The sequence below is a fragment of the Streptomyces fradiae ATCC 10745 = DSM 40063 genome (assembly GCF_008704425.1).
Lineage (GTDB): Bacteria > Actinomycetota > Actinomycetes > Streptomycetales > Streptomycetaceae > Streptomyces > Streptomyces fradiae.
In genome coordinates this window covers 1,246,649-1,264,496 of record NZ_CP023696.1, presented here as the reverse complement: position 1 = coordinate 1,264,496, position 17,848 = coordinate 1,246,649, and the positions used below count along the sequence as shown (strand labels likewise).

Here is a 17,848-nt window from a genome sequence, read left to right as displayed (position 1 = left end):
TGGGCGGGTACATGACCAGCGAAGCTATCGCTGATCATCCCCGCTCAGCAATGAGTTCGGTGAAGAAATCGGGCGGAAAGAAGACGTGCGGTGAACCGCTTCGTACCGGCCTCCGTGCCGTTGTCAGAGGAGGGAGCCCCGACGGCTCCCCGGCACCCGCGAGGTGCCCCCGCCTCAGCCCCGCCCCCTGGCCCGTCCGCCCCGTGTCCCCGTGTCCCCGTTTCCCCTTGTCCCACTGTCCCTCTGTCCCTCTGTCCCCCTTCCCCCCCACCCCTTCCCGCCCCCGGCATCCGCACCAGCGAGGAGAGTTCCCGTGGCCATCGAAGCACCGCCGCCCACCGAGGGCGCCGGCACCGCCCCCGTCCAGCCGTCGACGGAGTCGTTCGTGAGGACCCAGCGGAGCGAGGAGTTCGGCGAACTGCGCCGCGCCCACCGCTCGTTCGCCTTCCCCCTCACCGTCGCCTTCATCGCCTGGTACCTGCTCTACGTGCTGCTCTCCAACTACGCGGGCGGCCTGATGGGCACCAAGGTGGTGGGCCACATCAACGTGGCGCTCGTGCTGGGCCTCGCCCAGTTCGCGACGACGTTCCTCATCGCCTGGTTCTACGCACGGCACGCGGCCGCGAAGCTCGACCCGCGCGCCGACGCCATCCGCGGCCGCATGGAGAACGAGCAGCACGCGGAGGCCGGCGCATGAGCACCCCCCTCGCCCTGACCGCCCCGCTCGCCGCCTCCGGCGCCGCGAGCGAGCACCGGCCGCTGATCATCACCCTCTTCGGCCTCTTCGTCGTCGCGACCCTGATCATCACGGTGTGGGCCGGCCGGCAGACCAGGAGCGCCGCCGACTTCTACGCCGGCGGGCGGCAGTTCACCGGCTTCCAGAACGGCCTCGCCATCTCCGGCGACTACATGTCCGCCGCCTCGTTCCTCGGCATCGCCGGCGCCATCGCCCTCTTCGGGTACGACGGCTTCCTCTACTCGATCGGCTTCCTCGTCGCCTGGCTGGTCGCCCTGCTGCTCGTCGCCGAGCCGCTGCGCAACTCCGGCCGGTACACGATGGGTGACGTCCTCGCGTACCGGATGCGCCAGCGGCCCGTCCGCACCGCCGCCGGCACCTCCACCATCGTCGTGTCGATCTTCTACCTGCTGGCGCAGATGGCCGGCGCGGGCGTCCTGGTGTCCCTGCTGCTCGGCATCACCAGCGACGCCGGCAAGATCGCCATCGTGGCCCTGGTCGGCGTCCTGATGATCGTGTACGTGACGATCGGCGGGATGAAGGGCACCACCTGGGTGCAGATGGTCAAGGCGGTCCTCCTCATCGCGGGCACCCTGCTCATCACCTTCCTCGTCCTGATGAAGTACGGCTTCAACATCTCGGAGCTGCTCGGCAAGGCCGCCGAGAACAGCGGCAAGGGCGCCGCCTTCCTGGAGCCCGGCCTCAAGTACGGCGTCAGCGCCACCTCGAAGCTGGACTTCATCTCACTCGGCATCGCCCTGGTCCTCGGCACCGCCGGGCTGCCGCACATCCTCATCCGCTTCTACACGGTCCCCACCGCCAAGGCCGCCCGGAAGTCGGTCAACTGGGCCATCGGCATCATCGGCGCCTTCTACCTGATGACGATCGCGCTCGGCTTCGGCGCCGCCGCCATCGTCGGCCCGGCCGAGATCACCGCCTCCAACAAGGCGGGCAACACCGCGGCCCCGCTGCTCGCCCTGCACGTCGGGGGCGCAGACTCGGCGGGCGGCGCCATCCTGCTCGCCGTCATCTCGGCCGTCGCGTTCGCCACGATCCTCGCGGTCGTCGCCGGCCTGACCCTCGCCTCGTCCTCGTCGTTCGCCCACGACATCTACGCCAACGTCATCCGCAGGGGCCGGGCGACCGAGCAGGAGGAGGTGCGCGCCGCCCGCTGGGCGACCGTCCTCATCGGCGTCGTCTCCATCGCCCTCGGCGCCCTCGCCCGCGACCTCAACGTCGCCGGGCTCGTCGCCCTCGCCTTCGCGGTGGCCGCCTCCGCCAACCTGCCGACGATCCTCTACAGCCTCTTCTGGAAGCGCTTCACCACCCGGGGCGCCCTGTGGTCGATCTACGGCGGCCTGACCACCTCCGTCGTCCTGGTCCTGTTCTCCCCGGTCGTCTCCGGCAAGGCCGGCTCGATGTTCCCGGCCGTGGACTTCGCGTGGTTCCCGCTGGAGAACCCGGGCCTCGTCTCCATCCCGCTCGGCTTCCTCCTCGGCTGGCTCGGCTCCCTGCTGTCGAAGGAGCGGCCGGACGAGGGCAAGTACGCGGAGCTGGAGGTCAAGTCCCTCACCGGTGTCGGGGCGCACTGACCCGCGGACCCCGGCGACCACCGGCGGCCGTGTCGTGGGGAACCCGCGGCACGGCCCCGCCGTTTCCCAGGGGGTGAACAGCCGCGACGTCCGCCACCCGTTCTCACGTAGGCTCGACAGAGGACCGCACACGAGCAGCCGGTCGAACCGGGAGGGCGTACACCGTGCTCATCGACACCTACGGCCGTGTCGCCACCGACCTCCGGGTCTCGCTCACGGACCGGTGCAACCTGCGCTGCACGTACTGCATGCCCGAGGAGGGCCTGCAGTGGCTCGGCAAGCCCGACCTCCTCACGGACGACGAGATCGTCCGCCTCGTCCGGATCGCCGTCACCGACCTCGGCGTCACCGAGGTCCGCTTCACCGGCGGCGAGCCCCTGCTGCGGCCGGGCCTGGTCTCCATCGTCGAGCGGTGCGCCGCCCTCGCACCGCGTCCGAGGATGTCGCTGACCACCAACGGCATCGGCCTCAAGCGCACCGCCGCCGCCCTCAAGGCGGTCGGCCTCGACCGCGTCAACGTCTCCCTCGACACGCTGCGCCCCGACGTCTTCAAGGCCCTCACCCGCCGCGACCGCCACCACGACGTGCTGGAGGGCCTGGCCGCCGCCCGCGACGCCGGGCTCACCCCGGTCAAGGTCAACACCGTCCTGATGCCCGGACTCAACGACGACGAGGCACCCGACCTGCTCGCCTGGGCCGTCGCCCACGACTACGAGCTGCGGTTCATCGAGCAGATGCCGCTCGACGCCCAGCACGGCTGGAAGCGCGACGGCATGATCACCGCCGGGGACATCCTCACGTCCCTGCGGACCCGCTTCACCCTCACCCCGGAGGCCGGGGAGGAGCGCGGCTCCGCGCCCGCCGAGCGGTGGGTCGTCGACGGCGGACCGCACCGCGTCGGCGTGATCGCCTCCGTCACGCGCCCCTTCTGCCGGGCCTGCGACCGCACCCGGCTCACCGCCGACGGCCAGGTCCGCACCTGCCTGTTCGCACGTGAGGAGACCGACCTGCGCGGAGCGCTGCGCTCCGGCGCCCCGGACGGGGAGATCGCCCGTCTCTGGCGGCAGGCCATGTGGGGGAAGAAGGCGGGCTCGGGGCTGGACGACCCGGAGTTCCTCCAGCCCGACCGGCCGATGTCAGCGATCGGCGGCTGACCCGGGGCCGGAGGGCGCCTCCCACTCGGCGAGCGCCACGACGTCCTTCAGGAAGCCCCGTACGCCGAGGAAGCGCGACAGGTGCTCCCGGTGCTCCTCGCAGGCCAGCCACGTCTTGCGGCGCTCCGGCGTGTGCAGCTTCGGGTTGTTCCACGCCAGCACCCACACGGCGGCGGCCCGGCAGCCCTTGGCGGAACAGATCGGGTGGTTCTCGTCGCTCACGGCCCATTCCCAACAACCACGTACGGACAAAGGCGACGCCGGGCAGCCACGGGGGGAGCTGCCCGGCGTCGGTCCGTCGCTCCGACGGGGGATGCGGAGCGCTAACGCAGTATGTCACGCACACCCCGGTGAGGTGCACAGGAACCTCACTATTGATCCGAGCTTTTCCCGGCTCCGCCGCCCCCGCTCCTCGGTTCCCGGGCCTTGCCTCCGGGCTCCCGGGACCCGCCCTCGGGCTCCCCGGACGCGGGCCCGGCACCGGCCCCGGCCTCCTCGGGTCCGGGCGTCCCGTCGTCGGCTCCGGACCCCGGCGCCTCCAGCGCCCGGTACGCCACCGGGGGAGTCGACACGAAGGTGGACGGCAGCTTCGGGGTGGTCTCCCGTCCGGCGTTCGCGATGACCACGGCCACGTACGGCAGGACGGCGCCGAGCACGAGCGCCACGATCGCCACGTGCCGCTCGACGTTCCACAGCGCCGCCGCCGCGATCACCGACAGTGTGCGGACCGACATCGAGATCACGTACCGCCGCTGCCGGCCGCGGACGTCGTCCGCCAGCCCCTGCCGGGCGCCCGTGATCGTGAAGACCTGGGCGCCGCCGTGCTTCCGCATCGCGTTCCACCACCGACCCTGCGCGCCGGCCGCTTCCCGGGCCGGACCTCCTCCCCACCACGTTACGCCCGCACCCGCGCCGCCCGTCGCCCGGCCCGCCCCTCCTCGCGGGGCCCGCCCCAGGCCGCCCCCCCGTCCCGTACCGGGCCCGCCCACCCGTCCGGGCGCCCTCGACATGCGGTGCACGGCGCCGGGCCCGAGACTGTCAGGGACTGCTCACGTCGATCCGTACCGAGGAGGCAGCCATGGGCTGGTTGTGGGCGATTATCGTGGGATTCGTGCTGGGCCTGCTGGCCAAGGCCATTCTTCCGGGCAAGCAGCACAGCCCACTCTGGCTGATCACCATCTTCGGCATCATCGGCGGCCTCGTCGGCAACGCCCTGGCGGGCGCCTTCGGCATCGAGTCGACCCCCGGCATCGACTGGGGCCGGCACGCGCTCCAGGTCATCGCCGCCGTGGTCCTGGTCGCGCTCGGCGACATGCTCTACGTGTCCCTGCGCGGCAAACGCGAACGCGCCTGACCCCACCGCCCCGCGGCCCCGCGAACGGAGGGCGGCCCGGAAGCGCGAGGCTTCCGGGCCGCCCTCCTGCGTACGCGCGGCGGCTCAGCCGGCCGCGACCTCGACCGCCGCCAGGTTCCTCTTGCCGCGCCGCAGCACGAGCCACCGCCCGTGCAGCAGGTCACCGGCCGCGACCGCGGCGTCCTCGGCCGTCACCTTCACGTTGTTCACGTAGGCGCCGCCCTCCTTCACCGTGCGCCGCGCCGCCGACTTGCTCGGCGCGAGACCGGTCTCGGCGAACAGGTCCACCACCAGCCCGGCCTCCGCGACCCGCGCCCTCGGCAGCTCCGACAGGGCCGCCGCCAGCGTCGCCTCGTCCAGCTCCGCCAGCTCGCCCTGCCCGAACAGCGCCTTCGACGCCGCGATCACGGCGGCGCACTGCTCCGCGCCGTGCACCAGCGTCGTCAGCTCCTCGGCCAGCGCGCGCTGCGCCGTACGGGCCTGCGGGCGCTCCTCGGTGACCGCCTCCAGCTCCTCCAGCTCCTCGCGGCTCCGGAAGCTGAGGATGCGCATGTAGCGCGAGATGTCCCGGTCGTCCACGTTCAGCCAGAACTGGTAGAACGCGTACGGCGTGGTCATCTCCGGGTCCAGCCAGACGGCGCCGCCCTCGGTCTTGCCGAACTTGGTGCCGTCCGCCTTCGTCATCAGCGGGGTCGCCAGCGCGTGCACGTGCGCGTCCGGCTCCAGGCGGTGGATCAGGTCGAGCCCGGCCGTGAGGTTGCCCCACTGGTCGCTGCCGCCCTGCTGGAGGACGCAGCCGTGCCGCCGGTACAGCTCCAGGAAGTCCATGCCCTGGAGGAGCTGGTAGGAGAACTCCGTGTAGCTGATGCCCTGCTCGGACTCCAGGCGCCGGGCCACCGAGTCCTTGTTCAGCATCTTGTTGACCCGGAAGTGCTTGCCGACGTCCCGCAGGAACTCGATGGGGGACATCCCGCCGATCCAGTCGAGGTTGTTGACCATCGTCGCGGCGTTGCCGCCCTCGAAGACCAGGAACGGCTCGATCTGCGAGCGCACCCGCTCCACCCACGCGGCGACCGTCTCCGGAGAGTTCAGCGTCCGCTCGGCGGTCGGCTTGGGGTCGCCGATCTGCCCGGTCGCCCCGCCCACCAGCGCCAGCGGGCGGTGCCCCGCGAGCTGGAGCCGGCGCATGGTGAGCACCTGCACCAGGTGGCCCACGTGCAGGCTGGGGGCGGTCGGGTCGAAGCCGCAATAGAACGTGACCGGACCGTCCGCGAGAGCCTTGCGCAGGGCGTCCTCGTCGGTGGACTGGGCGAACAGCCCGCGCCACTTGAGCTCGTCGACGATGTCCGTCACGGGTCCCTTGCCTCCTCGATTGCGTGTCTGACAGCTCCGCCAGTCTAGGCGGGTCACACGCCCTGGCTCACCGAACTCATGTGGAAGTCCGGCACCCGCAGCGGCGGCATCGCGGCCCGCGTGAACCAGTCGCCCCACTCGCGCGGCAGCGTCCGCTCCGTGCGCCCCGCCTCCGACGCCCGGCCCAGCAGGTCCACCGGCGACTCGTTGAACCGGAAGTTGTTCACCTCGGCCACCACCTCGCCGTCCTCGACCAGGTACACGCCGTCCCTGGTCAGACCGGTCAGCAGCAGCGTCGCCGGGTCCACCTCGCGGATGTACCACAGGCACGTCAGCAGCAGCCCCCGCCCGGTCGAGGCGACCATCTCCTCCAGCGACCGGCCGCCCCCGCCGTCCAGGACCAGGTTCCCCGCGCCCGGCGCCATCGGCGAACCGGTCAGCGCGGCGGTGTGCCGGGTCGTGACCAGCCGCTCCAGCCGGCCCTCCTTGATCCAGTCGACCGGCTCCACCGGCAGCCCGTTGTCGAACACCGACGCGTCGTCGCCCGACGCGTGGGCGATCACGAACGGCGCCGACTCCAGGCCGGGCTCCGCCGGGTCGCTGCGCAGCGTCAGCGGCAGCGACGCCAGCCGCTCCCCGACGCGGGTGCCGCCCCCCGGCCGGGAGAAGACCGTCCGGCCCTCCACCGCGTCCCGCGCCGCCGCCGACCACTGCTGGTAGATCAGCAGGTCGGCCACGGCCGTCGGGGGCAGCAGCGTCTCGTACCGGCCCGCGGGCAGCTCCACCCGGCGCCGCGCCCACTCCAGGCGGCGCGCCAGCTCGTCGTCCATCGCCAGCGGGTCCACGTCCGCGAAGTCCCGCGTCGCGCGGCCCGCCCACGCCGACCGCCCGCGGTCCGGCGACTTGGCGTTCAGCTCCAGCGTCCCGTTCGGCTGGTCGTGCCGCAGCCGCAGCCCCGTCGACGTGCCCAGGTACGTGGAGGTCAGCTCGTGGCTGGCGAAGCCGTACAGCTCCCGGCCCCCGGCGCGGGCCCGGCCGAACGCCTCGCCCAGCGCCGGGGCGAACGCGTCGAACACCGCGGACGACGTCTCCGCCGGCGCCTCCCGGAAGCCCGCCGACTCCGGCACCCCGCCGACCAGCGGCTGCGCGTCCTCGGCGGGCCCCGCCGCTCGCGCCGCCGCCTCCGCCGCGCGCACCAGCGGCTCCAGCTCCCCGGCGGTCACCGCCGAGCGGGACACCACCCCGGAGGCCGTTCCCTCGGCGCCGTCGACGGTCGCGACGACCGTCAGGGTGCGGCCCCTGGTCACACCGTTGGTGGTCAGGGCGTTCCCCGCCCAGCGCAGGTTCGCGGAGGAGTGCTCGTCCGCGAGGACCACGCACCCGTCGGCGCGGGACAGCTCCAGCGCCCGCTCGACGATCTCGTACGGCTTGCTCACACGGCTCATCGCCCGGCCTCCTGCGCGGTGCTGTACTGGCCCGGGAGGCGGCCCCCAGGTCCCTGGCAGATCGTGTTCCGCCCGCTCATCGCCCGCCCTCCTGGGCCGTGTTCAGGATGTTCACGCCCCGGAACAGGGCGGAGGGGCAGCCGTGCGAGACGGCAGCGATCTGGCCCGGCTGGGCCTTGCCGCAGTTGAACGCCCCGCCCAGGACGTACGTCTGCGGCCCGCCCACCTTCTCCAGCGAGCCCCAGAACTCCGTCGTCGTCGCCTGGTACGCCACGTCCCGCAGCTGCCCGGCGAGCCGGCCGTTCTCGATGCGGAAGAAGCGCTGCCCGGTGAACTGGAAGTTGTACCGCTGCATGTCGATCGACCACGACCGGTCGCCGACCACGTACACGCCCCGCTCGACGCCGCCGATCAGGTCCTCCGTCGACAGGCCGCCCGGCTCCGGCAGCAGCGACACGTTCGCCATCCGCTGCACCGGCACGTGCGACGGCGAGTCCGCGAACGCGCACCCGTTGGACCGCCCCAGACCCGTCAGCCGCGCGATCCGCCGGTCCAGCTGGTAGCCGACCAGCACCCCGTCCTTCACCAGGTCCCACGACTGCGCCTCGACGCCCTCGTCGTCGTACCCGATCGTCGCCAGCCCGTGCTCGGCCGTGCGGTCGCCCGTCACGTTCATCGCGGAGGACCCGTACCGCAGGGTGCCGAGCTGGTCGAAGGTGGCGAACGACGTGCCCGCGTACGCGGCCTCGTACCCGAGCGCCCGGTCCAGCTCGGTGGCGTGCCCGACCGACTCGTGGATCGTCAGCCACAGGTTCGACGGGTCGACGACCAGGTCGTACCGGCCCGCCTCCACGCTCGGCGCCCGCATCTTCTCGGCCAGCAGCGCCGGGATCTCCTCCAGCTCGGCGTCCCAGTCCCAGCCGGTGCCGGTCAGGTACTCCCAGCCGCGCCCGGCCGGCGGCGCCAGCGTCCGCATCGACTCGAACTCACCGCTCGACGCGTCCACCGCGACCGCCGTGAGCTGCGGGTGCAGCCGCACCCGCTGCTGCGTGGTGACCGTGCCGGCCGTGTCGGCGTAGAACTTGTTCTCGTGGACGGTCAGCAGCGACGCGTCCACGTGCGCCACCCCGTCCGCCCGCAGCAGCCGGGCGCTCCACTCCGCGAGCAGCCCCGCCTTGTCGGCGTCCGGCACGTCGAACGGGTCGATCTCGTACGACGAGACCCACGTCCGATCCGCGTGCACCGGCTCGTCCGCCAGCTCCACCCTCTCGTCACTGCCCGCCGCCGCGATCACCCGCGCCGACAGCTTCGCCATGGCCACCGCCTGGGAGGCGACCTTCGCGGCGGCGTCCATGGTCAGGTCCACGCCCGACGCGAACCCCCAGGCGCCGCCGTGCACCACCCGCACCGCGTAGCCGAGGTCCGTCGTGTCCGACGACCCGGCGGGCCGGGCGTCCCGCAGCCGCCACGAGGCGCTGCGCACCCGCTCGAACCGGAAGTCGGCGTGCTCGGCGCCCAGCGCCCGCGCCCGCGCGAGCGCCGCGTCCGCGAGCGCCCGCAGGGGCAGGGCGAGGAACGCCTCATCGATGTCATGGGGCACGGGTGGAGATCCCTTCGCGCACTTGCCGTTGACGACCATCGCAGGCAGTGAACCACGCCCCGCCCCCCGGCGACGGCCATCCCGGCGGCGAAGCCCACACACGGGCGCGCGGGCGCGCGGACACAGACCGGCGGGCGGGCACGGGAACAGCTCCCCGTACCCGCCCGCCGGTGTCGCGTACGACGCGGTTCAGCCGTGCGGGGTCTCCTGGGCCGCGAGTGCCGTGAAGGCGGCCCAGGCGGTCGGTGTGACGGCGATCGGGCGGATGCGCTGGTCCTTGGAGTCCCGGATGTGGACGGCCGTGGGGCGTACGGCGACCTCGACGCAGTTGTCGTTCTCACTGCCGCTGTAGCTGCTCTTGACCCAGTTCAGCTCGTGGGCGGTAGTCATAGCGCTCCTCGCATCCGTTCCAGCAGCGTCACGGTAGCCCGACAGTCCAGGGCTTGGGAACGCAGCTTGCCATAGCGCTGGAGCAGGACACTTACATCCTTGGGTGCACAGATGAGGCTGCTCGACCGCTGGCCTTCGGTGTAGCCGAGCCACTGATGAGCTGCTGTCTCCGCGAGGTACATCTGACCGTCGATGCCGCAGTGGTCCTCCTGGACGGTGGCCATGATCTGGATCTCGACGTTGCGCCGCGCGCTCATCTCAAGTAGGCGGTCAATGACCTGCCTGGTGACGTCGCGACCGCCCATGCGCCGGGCTACGACGCACTCCTCGATGACGAAGCTGAACGCGGTGTTCTGGTTGGCGGAGATGAGCTGCTGCCGATCCAGTCGGGACGCGACCTCACGTTCGATCTGCTCCTCAGAGGCAGGCGGCAATCGCCGGTCGAAGATTGCCCGGATGTATGCCTCGGGCTGCAGCAGCCCCGGAATCGCGCGGCATTCGTAGGCGTACAAGGAGATCGCGTCCTCCTCGATCTCCGCCCACTGCCGGAACCAAGAGGCGAGCACCGCCCTCCGCGTGAGACTTCTCGCCGCAGCCGTGAGGACCTTGGTGGCGACCGGGCCCAGGACCTCCTCCGCCCGCGCGGGCAGGTCCGCCGGGGGGAACCGCTTCCCCTGCTCGATCTTGGCGACGTACGCGGCCGAGTACCGCACCCGCGGCGCGAACTCCTCCTGCGTCAGGCCGGCCTCCTCGCGCAGCGCCTTCAGGACCGCGCCGAAGGTCCTGAGGCTGTCGGACAGCTCCGCCTCCGTGCCGTTCGCGCCGCCGTTCCCGCCCCCGCCGTGCTCCGCCCTCATCGCCGCGTGCCTCCCGTGTCCGCGCTTTCACGCCGTACCCAACCCCGCCCACCCCGCCCAGGGTCACGGGCAGTCACCGACCCAGTCCAGAGTGTGCACCGATACAGCGGCGGTTGTACCGGTGTCGTCCCTGTCGGGGGCCGGGAGCGCGCCGGAACGCTGGGGCGCATGCCAGCTCCACAAGCCCAAGCGGCCGTAACCGTAAGTGTGTTCGTCCAGCGCTTCTCCGCCACGCGCCGCGGCGCGCGCCTCGCCCGCCGGCTCGCCACGCACCGGCTCGACCGGTGGCACCTGCCCTACGGCAGCCGCGCCTCCGACACCGTCACCCTCGTCGTGGCCGAGCTCGCGGCCAACGCGGTCCTCCACGGCCGCGTGCCGGGGCGCGACTTCGAGCTGCGGCTGACGTACGACCGGTCGGCGGGGCTGGTCCGCGTCGAGGTGTCGGACACCCACCCGGCGCGCCCGCAACCGCCCGAAGCGGCGCCCGAGCCGGCGCCCGAACCGGCCGCGGACGCCGAGGGCGGCAGGGGCCTGCTCCTCGTGGCGGCCGTCGCCGACCGCTGGGGCGTTGCCGAGCGGACGGGGCCCGGCAAGACCGTGTGGGCCGAGTGCCCGGTCCATGATTCGGGCGACGCGTGTCCCGTTCGACGGTAGTTGATGATCATCTTCCGCAACGACCGTTTCTGTCAGTTGAGTTGTGTTTGGGGCCGGTGTCAGTCGGGACGGGTACGCTTGTCGACCTGTTCGAGTTGACGGTCAACTCAGGTGCGGGCGAAGGCTTGTGGAGGCGTGCGTGGTCGGACGTGAGGTCGCTGCGGCGGACCATCCGAGCAAGGAGGTCAGGGCAGTCCTCAAGCGGCTCGTCGCCGAAGGGTGGAAGCTCGCGTCGGAGGCTCACTGGGGCACGTTGTACTGCCCGTGCGGGGACCGCTGCACGGTGATTCGGGTTGGCGGCACGCCGAGGAATCCCAGCCAGGAGGCCCGCCGAATAGCCCGCAAGGCCAGGTGGTGCCCGCTGCCGCCTGACGACCCGCGTTCGGCCCTCCGTGGTGGCGTTGGCAATTGACAACGACATCGGGCTCGGCGAAGCTTGCAGTAGGGGGCGTTCCCTGGAGCGAGAGGCGCGGATAGCGGAGCCAGGAAGAGCAGACAGGCATACGCATGGGGGACTGGGGCGTCATGGAGTATGAGTTTCACTTTGTCGTGGACGGAATCGAGGTGGATGACGACGATGCCGTCGCCATCGTCCACGAAACCTTCGATGGGGTATTGACCTGCCATCGGGGTCGGCACTTCCTGGATGTCTCCGAGAGTGGGGTCAACGCGATCGAGGCTGCCCACCGCATCGTCGTACGGCTACGCAGATCCCTGCCCGCCCTCAAGCTGGTGCGTACCGACCCTGACCTGGTCGGGGTCTCGGACATCGCGGAGCGTGTCGGTCGTACACGGCAGAACGTCCAGCAGTGGGTGAACGGCGAGCGGCGGCAGGACCAGCCGCCCTTCCCGGACCCCGAGGGGATCGCCGGACGCTCACCGGTTTGGCGCTGGGGAGATGTCAATGCCTGGCTCGCCATGTTCGGCGAGGGTGACGAGGTGCGGCCACCCACCCGTGAAGAAGCCCTGACCATCGACTACCTGCTGCCCAAATGGCAGCGCACCCTAGATGACGGCCTGCCCCTAGTGCACTTCGCCGCCGCCGAGACCGGGGACGGCCGTGACGAGGAGCGGGAGACCGTCCAGCGGTTGCTGGAGGGCACGCTGGCGTTGCCTGGCGTGTTGGAGCGGATCTCCGCATTCCCCGTGCCCAGGACGGAGTGGCAGCGGCTTACCGTCGTGTGCGCGGTCCTCACCGACCGGCTGAGCAGCGTAGTGTCCCGCATCGGTCACGACGAGGTGTGGGCGGTCCTCGCCTTTCAGGGAGCCGAGAGCGAGCTACGGCTCCAGCCGGTCGGTACGGCGAAGGCTCCGGGCGCGGTCCCCGTTTCCCGCCTCGGCCTCGGCCGTGACGCGACGGTCGGAGACCTCCTGCTCGTTCAGACGAACGGTCCCGACGGCAGCACGGTCACACCTATCACCCCGGTTGGCCTGGACTGATCTCGGGCGCCGCGGCCCCGTGTACCTGCGAGGGGGGAAAGCCGTGCCCAGCACCATGACCGTCGTCGTTCGAGCCATGCACACCGCCGTGACCGTCCTCGCGTGCCGCAGTACGGCATGGTCTTCGAGAAGCTGTAGGAGAGAGTTGCCCCAAGTCTGGAGCTGCACGAGGGCTGAGCGGAGGCCGTGCGCGACGCCCTGCAAGGGGGCAGCGAAGCCGTCAGTAACACCTCGTCAGGGCCAGCCCCAGGGCGGGCGTCGCTGGCGGCTGACACTGGGGCGCACTGGACGCTTTCCTGCGGGAGCGGGCCACGGAGCCGCTCGTCATCAGCACGCTCGGCTTCGTGGAGACCGTTCGGACTCTGGGTCTCGGAGGGCACTTCCCCAAGGCTATGGAGGACCTGGACGCTCGGATCACCGAGATCCTTCTCACGCGTGAGGTGCGCGACGCGGCGGCTCTGCTGGTCGGGCGCTTGAGGACGCTGGACGCGATCCATGTGGCCAGCGCGCTCTCCCTGCGAGACGAACTCACCTGCTTGGTGAGCTACGACCGCAGGATGCTTGAGACGGCCCGTGTGGAGGGACTGTCCGCTGAGGCCCCCCGGCATGTCGGACTGACGCCAGGGCCCGGACTGTAGGAACCCGACAGGAGGCCCCGAGAGCCACTGTCGGTGCCCCGATGTCCCGCGGCGGGCGGCGACCGATAGGTTTCCGGGTGAGCCGCCCGTCACCGCCGCCTGTCGTCCGGTCGTCCGGGCGGGGAAGAACCGCTATCGAAAGGGTGATCCGATGAGCCGCTCGGTTCTCGTCACCGGAGGCAACCGGGGCATCGGCCTCGCCATCGCCCGCGCTTTCGCCGACGCCGGCGACAAGGTCGCGTACACGTACCGGTCCGGCGAGCCGCCCGCCGAGCTGGCCGAGCTGGGCTGCCTGGCCGTCCGGTGCGACATCACCGACTCCGAGCAGGTGGAGACCGCCTACAAGGAGATCGAGGAGAAGCACGGCCCCGTCGAGGTCCTGGTCGCCAACGCGGGCGTCACCAAGGACCAGCTGCTCATGCGGATGTCCGAGGAGGACTTCACCTCCGTCCTCGACACCAACCTGACCGGCACGTTCCGTGTCGTCAAGCGGGCCAACCGCGGGATGCTGCGCGCCAAGAAGGGGCGGGTCGTCCTCATCTCGTCGGTCGTCGGCCTGCTCGGCTCGGCGGGCCAGGCGAACTACGCCGCCTCCAAGGCCGGCCTCGTCGGCTTCGCCCGCTCCCTCGCGCGCGAGCTCGGCTCCCGCAACATCACCTTCAACGTCGTCGCGCCCGGCTTCGTCGACACCGACATGACCAAGGTGCTCACCGACGAGCAGCGCGCGGGCATCGTGTCGCAGGTCCCGCTGGGCCGGTACGCCCAGCCCGAGGAGATCGCGGCCGCGGTGCGCTTCCTGGCGTCGGACGACGCCTCGTACATCACTGGAGCCGTCATCCCCGTTGACGGCGGATTGGGCATGGGTCACTGAGTCACATGAGCGGAATCCTCGAGGGCAAGCGCATCCTCATCACCGGTGTGCTGATGGAGTCCTCCATCGCGTTCCACACCGCCAAGGTGGCCCAGGAGCAGGGAGCCGAGGTCATCCTGACCGCGTTCCCCCGCCCCACCCTCACCGAGCGCATCGCGAAGAAGCTGCCGAAGCCGGCCAAGGTCTTCGAGCTCGACGTCACCGACGACGAGCACCTCGCCCGCGTCGAGGACGTCGTCCGCGCGGAGCTCGGCGGCCTCGACGGCGTCGTCCACTCCATCGGCTTCGCCCCGCAGGACGCCCTCGGCGGCAACTTCCTGAACACGCCGTTCGAGTCGGTCGCCACGGCCATGCACGTCTCGGCGTTCTCGCTGAAGTCGCTGACCATGGCCTGCCTGCCGCTGATGGCCCCCGCCGACGCCGCCCCCGGCGAGGGCGGCGGCTCGGTCGTCGGCCTCACCTTCGACGCGCAGTTCGCCTGGCCGCAGTACGACTGGATGGGCCCGGCCAAGGCCGCCCTGGAGGCGACCAGCCGCTACCTGGCGCGGGACCTCGGCTCGCGCAACGTCCGCTGCAACCTGGTCTCCGCCGGCCCGCTCGGGTCGATGGCCGCCAAGTCCATCCCGGGCTTCGGCGACCTGGCGAAGGTCTGGGACGAGCGCTCCCCGCTCGCCTGGGACATGACCGACCCGGAGCCGGCGGGCCGCGGTGTCGTCGCCCTGCTCTCGGACTTCTTCCCGAAGACGACGGGCGAGATCGTCCACGTGGACGGCGGCGTCCACATCATGGGTGCCTGACCCTCCGTACACACCGCGCCTGACCAGGCGTTTCCTCGACGAGGCCGCGTGACCGTCACCCGATCGGCGCGCGGCCTCGCCGTGTGTACGGCACACTGGTCGAGCCGGGCGGCCACCGCTTCCCGGCACTCCGGGGAGGAGGTGTGGCCATGGGCGTACGACTTCCCAGACACCGGCGGACGGCCCGGCGCGCCGTCCGGCTGCTCGTGCCGGCCGCGCTCGCGGCACCGGCCCTGCTCGCGGCCGTGGCCGCGCCCGCGCCCGCTGTGGCCTCGCCCGCGCGCGTCGCGCCCGCCGTCATCGCGGCGGGGGAGGAGCACGCGGAGGCGACGTGCCGCACGGTGACCGAGGGCTCCCGCGTCACCGCGTACTGCCACAACCCCTATCCCCGCACCGACCGGGTGAGTCTGCACGTCGAGTGCGCCCGCTGGTGGGACGTCGACGCCGACAGCGCCCCCGTGGAGGTGCCGCCCACGGCGTACGTCGAGCTGACCGAGCGGTGCTGGAAGGAGGTCGCGGCGGCGTGGATCAGCCACGACCCCGCTCCGGCCCCGGCTCCTCAGGCCCCTTAGGCTCCTCAGGCCCCTTCTTCAGGCCCCTTCTTCAGGCCCCTTCTTCAGGCCCCTCAGTCTCCTCAGGCCCCGGCTCCGGGCTCCTGAGGCACATGAACGGGTAGCTCGCCGCCTCCCTCTCCGCCGTCGCGGCGTCGCCCGCGCGGATGGCCGCCACCAGCCGCCCGTGGTCCATGTGGTGCTCCGGCCGCAGCCGCTGCCCCACGTCGTCGCGGAGCCAGGCGCGCATCACGTGCCCGAGGTCCGCGTACAGCTCCGTCAGCACGTCGTTGTGCGAAGCCGCCACGACGGCCAGGTGGAAGGTGGTGTCCGCCGCCACGAACAGGTCGGCGTCGCCCGTCTCCCACGCCTCGTCACGCCGCACGAGCAGGCTCTCCAGCTGCCGGAGGTCCCGCTCGGTGCGCCGCCCGGCGGCCAGCCGCGCCGCGGCCGCCTCCAGCGTGGAGCGCACCTCGGCGACGTGCCGGTGGTCGGCGTCCGCGAAGCGGCGGTGCATGACCCCGGCCAGCTCGCTCGTCGCGACCACGTAGGTGCCCGAGCCCTGGCGGATGTCGAGGAGCCCGTTGTGGGCGAGGGCCCGTACCGCCTCGCGGACCGTGTTGCGGGCGACGCCGAGCTGCTCCACCAGCTCCGGCTCGGTGGGGATGCGCGAGCCGACCGGCCACTCGCCGGAGGTGATCTGGTTCCGCAGCTGGGCGATCACCTGGTCGGACAGGGCGGACCGGCGGGGCGAGCTGAGCGCCATGGCTTCTTCCTCGGGCGGTTGGCGACATCGATGACCGATGACCGGCTGTGTGACGACTGGGCGGTCGACGACTGACTGGTTGACGACTGACTGGTTGACGATTGGACAGCCAATCATCCCATGATTCTATGATGGGCCTATGCCCGACGAGCCGTACACCCCGACGCACAGCCCCGCACGCGCGATTCCCCGGCCCGCCGCCGGACCCGCACGGGCGGAGGCGTCCGGCACCGGAACGGCGCTCACCCCGCCCCCGCCGACGCCCGAGGCGGCCCCGCCCTCGTCCGCGGCCACCGGGCCGGGCACCGCCGGGCAGGGGGCCGCCGAGCAGGGTGCGACCGGGCCCGGGACCACCGGGCAGGGCGATGCCCCCGGCCGGGTGTGGCTGACCCGGCTCCTCGTCGTCGGCCTCGTACTCGCCGCCCTCAACCTCCGCCCGGCCATCACCAGCCTCGGCGCGCTCCTGGAGGAGGTGCGCACCGGCCTGCACATGAGCGGCGGCGTCGCCGGGCTGCTCACCTCCGTGCCGCCCCTGTGCTTCGCCGTGTTCGGGATCGCGGCGCCCCGCCTGGCCCGGCGCTTCGGCCCCGCGGCGGTGGTCTGCGCGGGCATGGCGGCCATCGCGGTCGGCGTGGCCGTCCGGCCCTTCGCGGGCGGCACGCCCGGCTTCCTCGCCGCGAGCGCGCTGGCCCTGATGGGCATCGCCCTCAGCAACGTCCTGATGCCCGTCATCGTCAAGCGGTACTTCCCCGACCGCGTCGGCACCATGACCGGGCTCTACTCGATGGCGCTGGCGCTCGGCACCTCCCTCGCGGCGGCCGTCACCGTCCCGGTCACCGCCGCGCTCGGCGGTGCCTGGCAGACCGGACTGGCGGTGTGGTCGGTGCTCGCCGTCCTCGCGGTGCTGCCCTGGATCCCCGTCGTACGGGACCACCGCACCGCCGCCCGCCCGGCCACCCCCGCTTCCACGTCCCCCACCGCCCCCACCCCCGCTTCCGAGCCCCGGACTCCTGCCCCTGCCCCCGCATCCGCGCCCCCCGCCCCCGTCCCCGCGACGGCCGGGCCGCGCATCACCCGCAGCCGCACCGCCTGGGCGCTCGCCTGCTTCTTCGGCCTCCAGGCGACCGGCGCCTACATCACCATGGGCTGGCTCCCGCAGATCTTCCGGGACGCCGGGGTCCCCGCGGGCACCGCGGGCGTGCTGCTGGCCGTCACGATGGTGATGGGCGTCCCGCTGGCCTTCGTGATCCCGCGCGTCGCCGGCCGGATGCGGCAGCAGGGCCCGATCGTGGTCGTCCTCGGCCTGTCCGGGCTGGCCGGGTACGCCGGGCTGCTCGCCGCGCCGGCCTCCGGCGCCTGGTTGTGGGCCATCCTGCTGGGCGTCTCGAACTGCGCTTTCCCGCTCGCCCTCACCATGATCGGCATGCGGGCCCGGACCGGTGCCGGAGTGGTGCGGCTCTCGGCGTTCGCGCAGTGCGCCGGGTACCTCCTGTCGGTGCCCGGACCGATCCTGGTGGGGGCGCTGTACCAGCACAGCGGCGGCTGGACCGCACCGCTGGCCCTGATGGCGGGCCTGATGGTGCCGCAGATGGCGGCCGGTGTGCTGGCCGGACGGGACCGCACCGTCGAGGACGGGAAGTGAGGGTGCGA

The 17,848-nt window shown here is 72.2% G+C and carries 19 protein-coding genes; 11 read left to right on the top strand and 8 right to left on the bottom strand.

All coding sequences use genetic code 11. The features are described from left to right. Window positions 1–313 precede the first annotated feature (313 nt). From CP974_RS05475 to moaA, 3 genes are all read left to right on the top strand, one after another. On the top strand, window positions 314–697 hold the full coding sequence (locus CP974_RS05475) for a DUF485 domain-containing protein (protein ID WP_031129517.1): 384 nt from the start codon (window positions 314–316) through the stop codon (window positions 695–697). After that, on the top strand, window positions 694–2,328 hold the full coding sequence (locus tag CP974_RS05470) for a monocarboxylic acid transporter (protein ID WP_031129516.1): 1,635 nt from the start codon (window positions 694–696) through the stop codon (window positions 2,326–2,328). Before CP974_RS05475 ends, CP974_RS05470 begins: the two co-directional genes overlap by 4 nt. A gap of 164 nt (window positions 2,329–2,492) precedes the next feature. Further along, the gene (gene moaA, locus CP974_RS05465) at window positions 2,493–3,482 is read left to right on the top strand and encodes a GTP 3',8-cyclase MoaA (protein WP_031129515.1); all 990 of its coding nucleotides are present in this window, start codon (window positions 2,493–2,495) and stop codon (window positions 3,480–3,482) included. Here moaA and CP974_RS05460 read toward each other — a convergent pair. After that, window positions 3,465–3,704 carry a hypothetical protein gene (locus CP974_RS05460; RefSeq protein WP_031129514.1) on the bottom strand — a complete coding sequence of 80 codons (240 nt, stop codon included), beginning with the start codon at window positions 3,702–3,704 and terminating at the stop codon, window positions 3,465–3,467. The two genes, moaA and CP974_RS05460, sit on opposite strands and share 18 nt — an antisense overlap. 149 nt (window positions 3,705–3,853) lie before the next feature. Further along, entirely contained in the window at window positions 3,854–4,315 is a 462-nt protein-coding gene (locus CP974_RS05455) for a DUF3099 domain-containing protein (protein WP_051839103.1), read from the bottom strand. Window positions 4,316–4,560: 245 nt separating this feature from the next. Between CP974_RS05455 and CP974_RS05450 the strand changes: the two genes are divergently transcribed. Continuing rightward, on the top strand, window positions 4,561–4,836 hold the full coding sequence (locus CP974_RS05450) for a GlsB/YeaQ/YmgE family stress response membrane protein (RefSeq protein WP_031129512.1): 276 nt from the start codon (window positions 4,561–4,563) through the stop codon (window positions 4,834–4,836). A gap of 84 nt (window positions 4,837–4,920) precedes the next feature. On the opposite strand, the gene tyrS is transcribed toward CP974_RS05450, so the two are convergent. The 5 genes from tyrS to CP974_RS05425 all read right to left on the bottom strand — a co-directional run bounded on the left by tyrS (window position 4,921) and on the right by CP974_RS05425 (window position 10,481). After that, on the bottom strand, window positions 4,921–6,189 hold the full coding sequence (gene tyrS / locus CP974_RS05445; protein WP_150485771.1) for a tyrosine--tRNA ligase: 1,269 nt from the start codon (window positions 6,187–6,189) through the stop codon (window positions 4,921–4,923). A 53-nt stretch (window positions 6,190–6,242) separates the two neighbouring features. Continuing rightward, window positions 6,243–7,634, bottom strand: a complete 1,392-nt coding sequence (locus CP974_RS05440) for a metallopeptidase TldD-related protein (protein ID WP_031129510.1) — start codon at window positions 7,632–7,634, stop codon at window positions 6,243–6,245. A gap of 76 nt (window positions 7,635–7,710) precedes the next feature. Next, a complete protein-coding gene (locus tag CP974_RS05435; RefSeq protein ID WP_031129509.1) occupies window positions 7,711–9,234 on the bottom strand; it encodes a TldD/PmbA family protein in 1,524 nt (507 codons plus the stop codon). Between the two features lie 189 nt (window positions 9,235–9,423). Beyond that, the gene (locus CP974_RS05430) at window positions 9,424–9,624 is read right to left on the bottom strand and encodes a DUF397 domain-containing protein (RefSeq protein WP_031129507.1); all 201 of its coding nucleotides are present in this window, start codon (window positions 9,622–9,624) and stop codon (window positions 9,424–9,426) included. Continuing rightward, window positions 9,621–10,481, bottom strand: coding sequence for a helix-turn-helix domain-containing protein (locus CP974_RS05425; protein ID WP_031129505.1), 861 nt, complete (start codon window positions 10,479–10,481; stop codon window positions 9,621–9,623). The genes CP974_RS05430 and CP974_RS05425 overlap by 4 nt, the downstream gene beginning before the upstream one ends. Window positions 10,482–10,649: 168 nt before the next feature. Between CP974_RS05425 and CP974_RS05420 the strand changes: the two genes are divergently transcribed. The 6 genes from CP974_RS05420 (at window position 10,650) to CP974_RS05390 (ending at window position 15,453) form a co-directional block, all read left to right on the top strand. Continuing rightward, on the top strand, window positions 10,650–11,135 hold the full coding sequence (locus tag CP974_RS05420; RefSeq protein ID WP_031129504.1) for an ATP-binding protein: 486 nt from the start codon (window positions 10,650–10,652) through the stop codon (window positions 11,133–11,135). Between the two features lie 549 nt (window positions 11,136–11,684). Continuing rightward, the gene (locus tag CP974_RS05410; protein WP_223844557.1) at window positions 11,685–12,575 is read left to right on the top strand and encodes a helix-turn-helix transcriptional regulator; all 891 of its coding nucleotides are present in this window, start codon (window positions 11,685–11,687) and stop codon (window positions 12,573–12,575) included. A 344-nt stretch (window positions 12,576–12,919) separates the two neighbouring features. Then, window positions 12,920–13,213 carry a PIN domain-containing protein gene (locus CP974_RS05405; protein WP_231717389.1) on the top strand — a complete coding sequence of 98 codons (294 nt, stop codon included), beginning with the start codon at window positions 12,920–12,922 and terminating at the stop codon, window positions 13,211–13,213. Window positions 13,214–13,364: 151 nt separating this feature from the next. Continuing rightward, a complete protein-coding gene (fabG, locus tag CP974_RS05400) occupies window positions 13,365–14,084 on the top strand; it encodes a 3-oxoacyl-[acyl-carrier-protein] reductase (protein ID WP_031129501.1) in 720 nt (239 codons plus the stop codon). 5 nt (window positions 14,085–14,089) lie between these two features. Continuing rightward, window positions 14,090–14,881, top strand: coding sequence for an enoyl-ACP reductase FabI (gene fabI / locus CP974_RS05395; protein ID WP_031129500.1), 792 nt, complete (start codon window positions 14,090–14,092; stop codon window positions 14,879–14,881). Between the two features lie 149 nt (window positions 14,882–15,030). Beyond that, window positions 15,031–15,453, top strand: a complete 423-nt coding sequence (locus tag CP974_RS05390) for a hypothetical protein (RefSeq protein WP_037936982.1) — start codon at window positions 15,031–15,033, stop codon at window positions 15,451–15,453. A gap of 31 nt (window positions 15,454–15,484) precedes the next feature. On the opposite strand, the gene CP974_RS05385 is transcribed toward CP974_RS05390, so the two are convergent. Further along, complete coding sequence (locus CP974_RS05385; RefSeq protein WP_031129498.1) at window positions 15,485–16,198, bottom strand: FadR/GntR family transcriptional regulator; 714 nt, start codon at window positions 16,196–16,198, stop codon at window positions 15,485–15,487. 139 nt (window positions 16,199–16,337) lie between these two features. Between CP974_RS05385 and CP974_RS05380 the strand changes: the two genes are divergently transcribed. Beyond that, on the top strand, window positions 16,338–17,840 hold the full coding sequence (locus tag CP974_RS05380; RefSeq protein WP_223844556.1) for a CynX/NimT family MFS transporter: 1,503 nt from the start codon (window positions 16,338–16,340) through the stop codon (window positions 17,838–17,840). Window positions 17,841–17,848 lie beyond the last annotated feature (8 nt).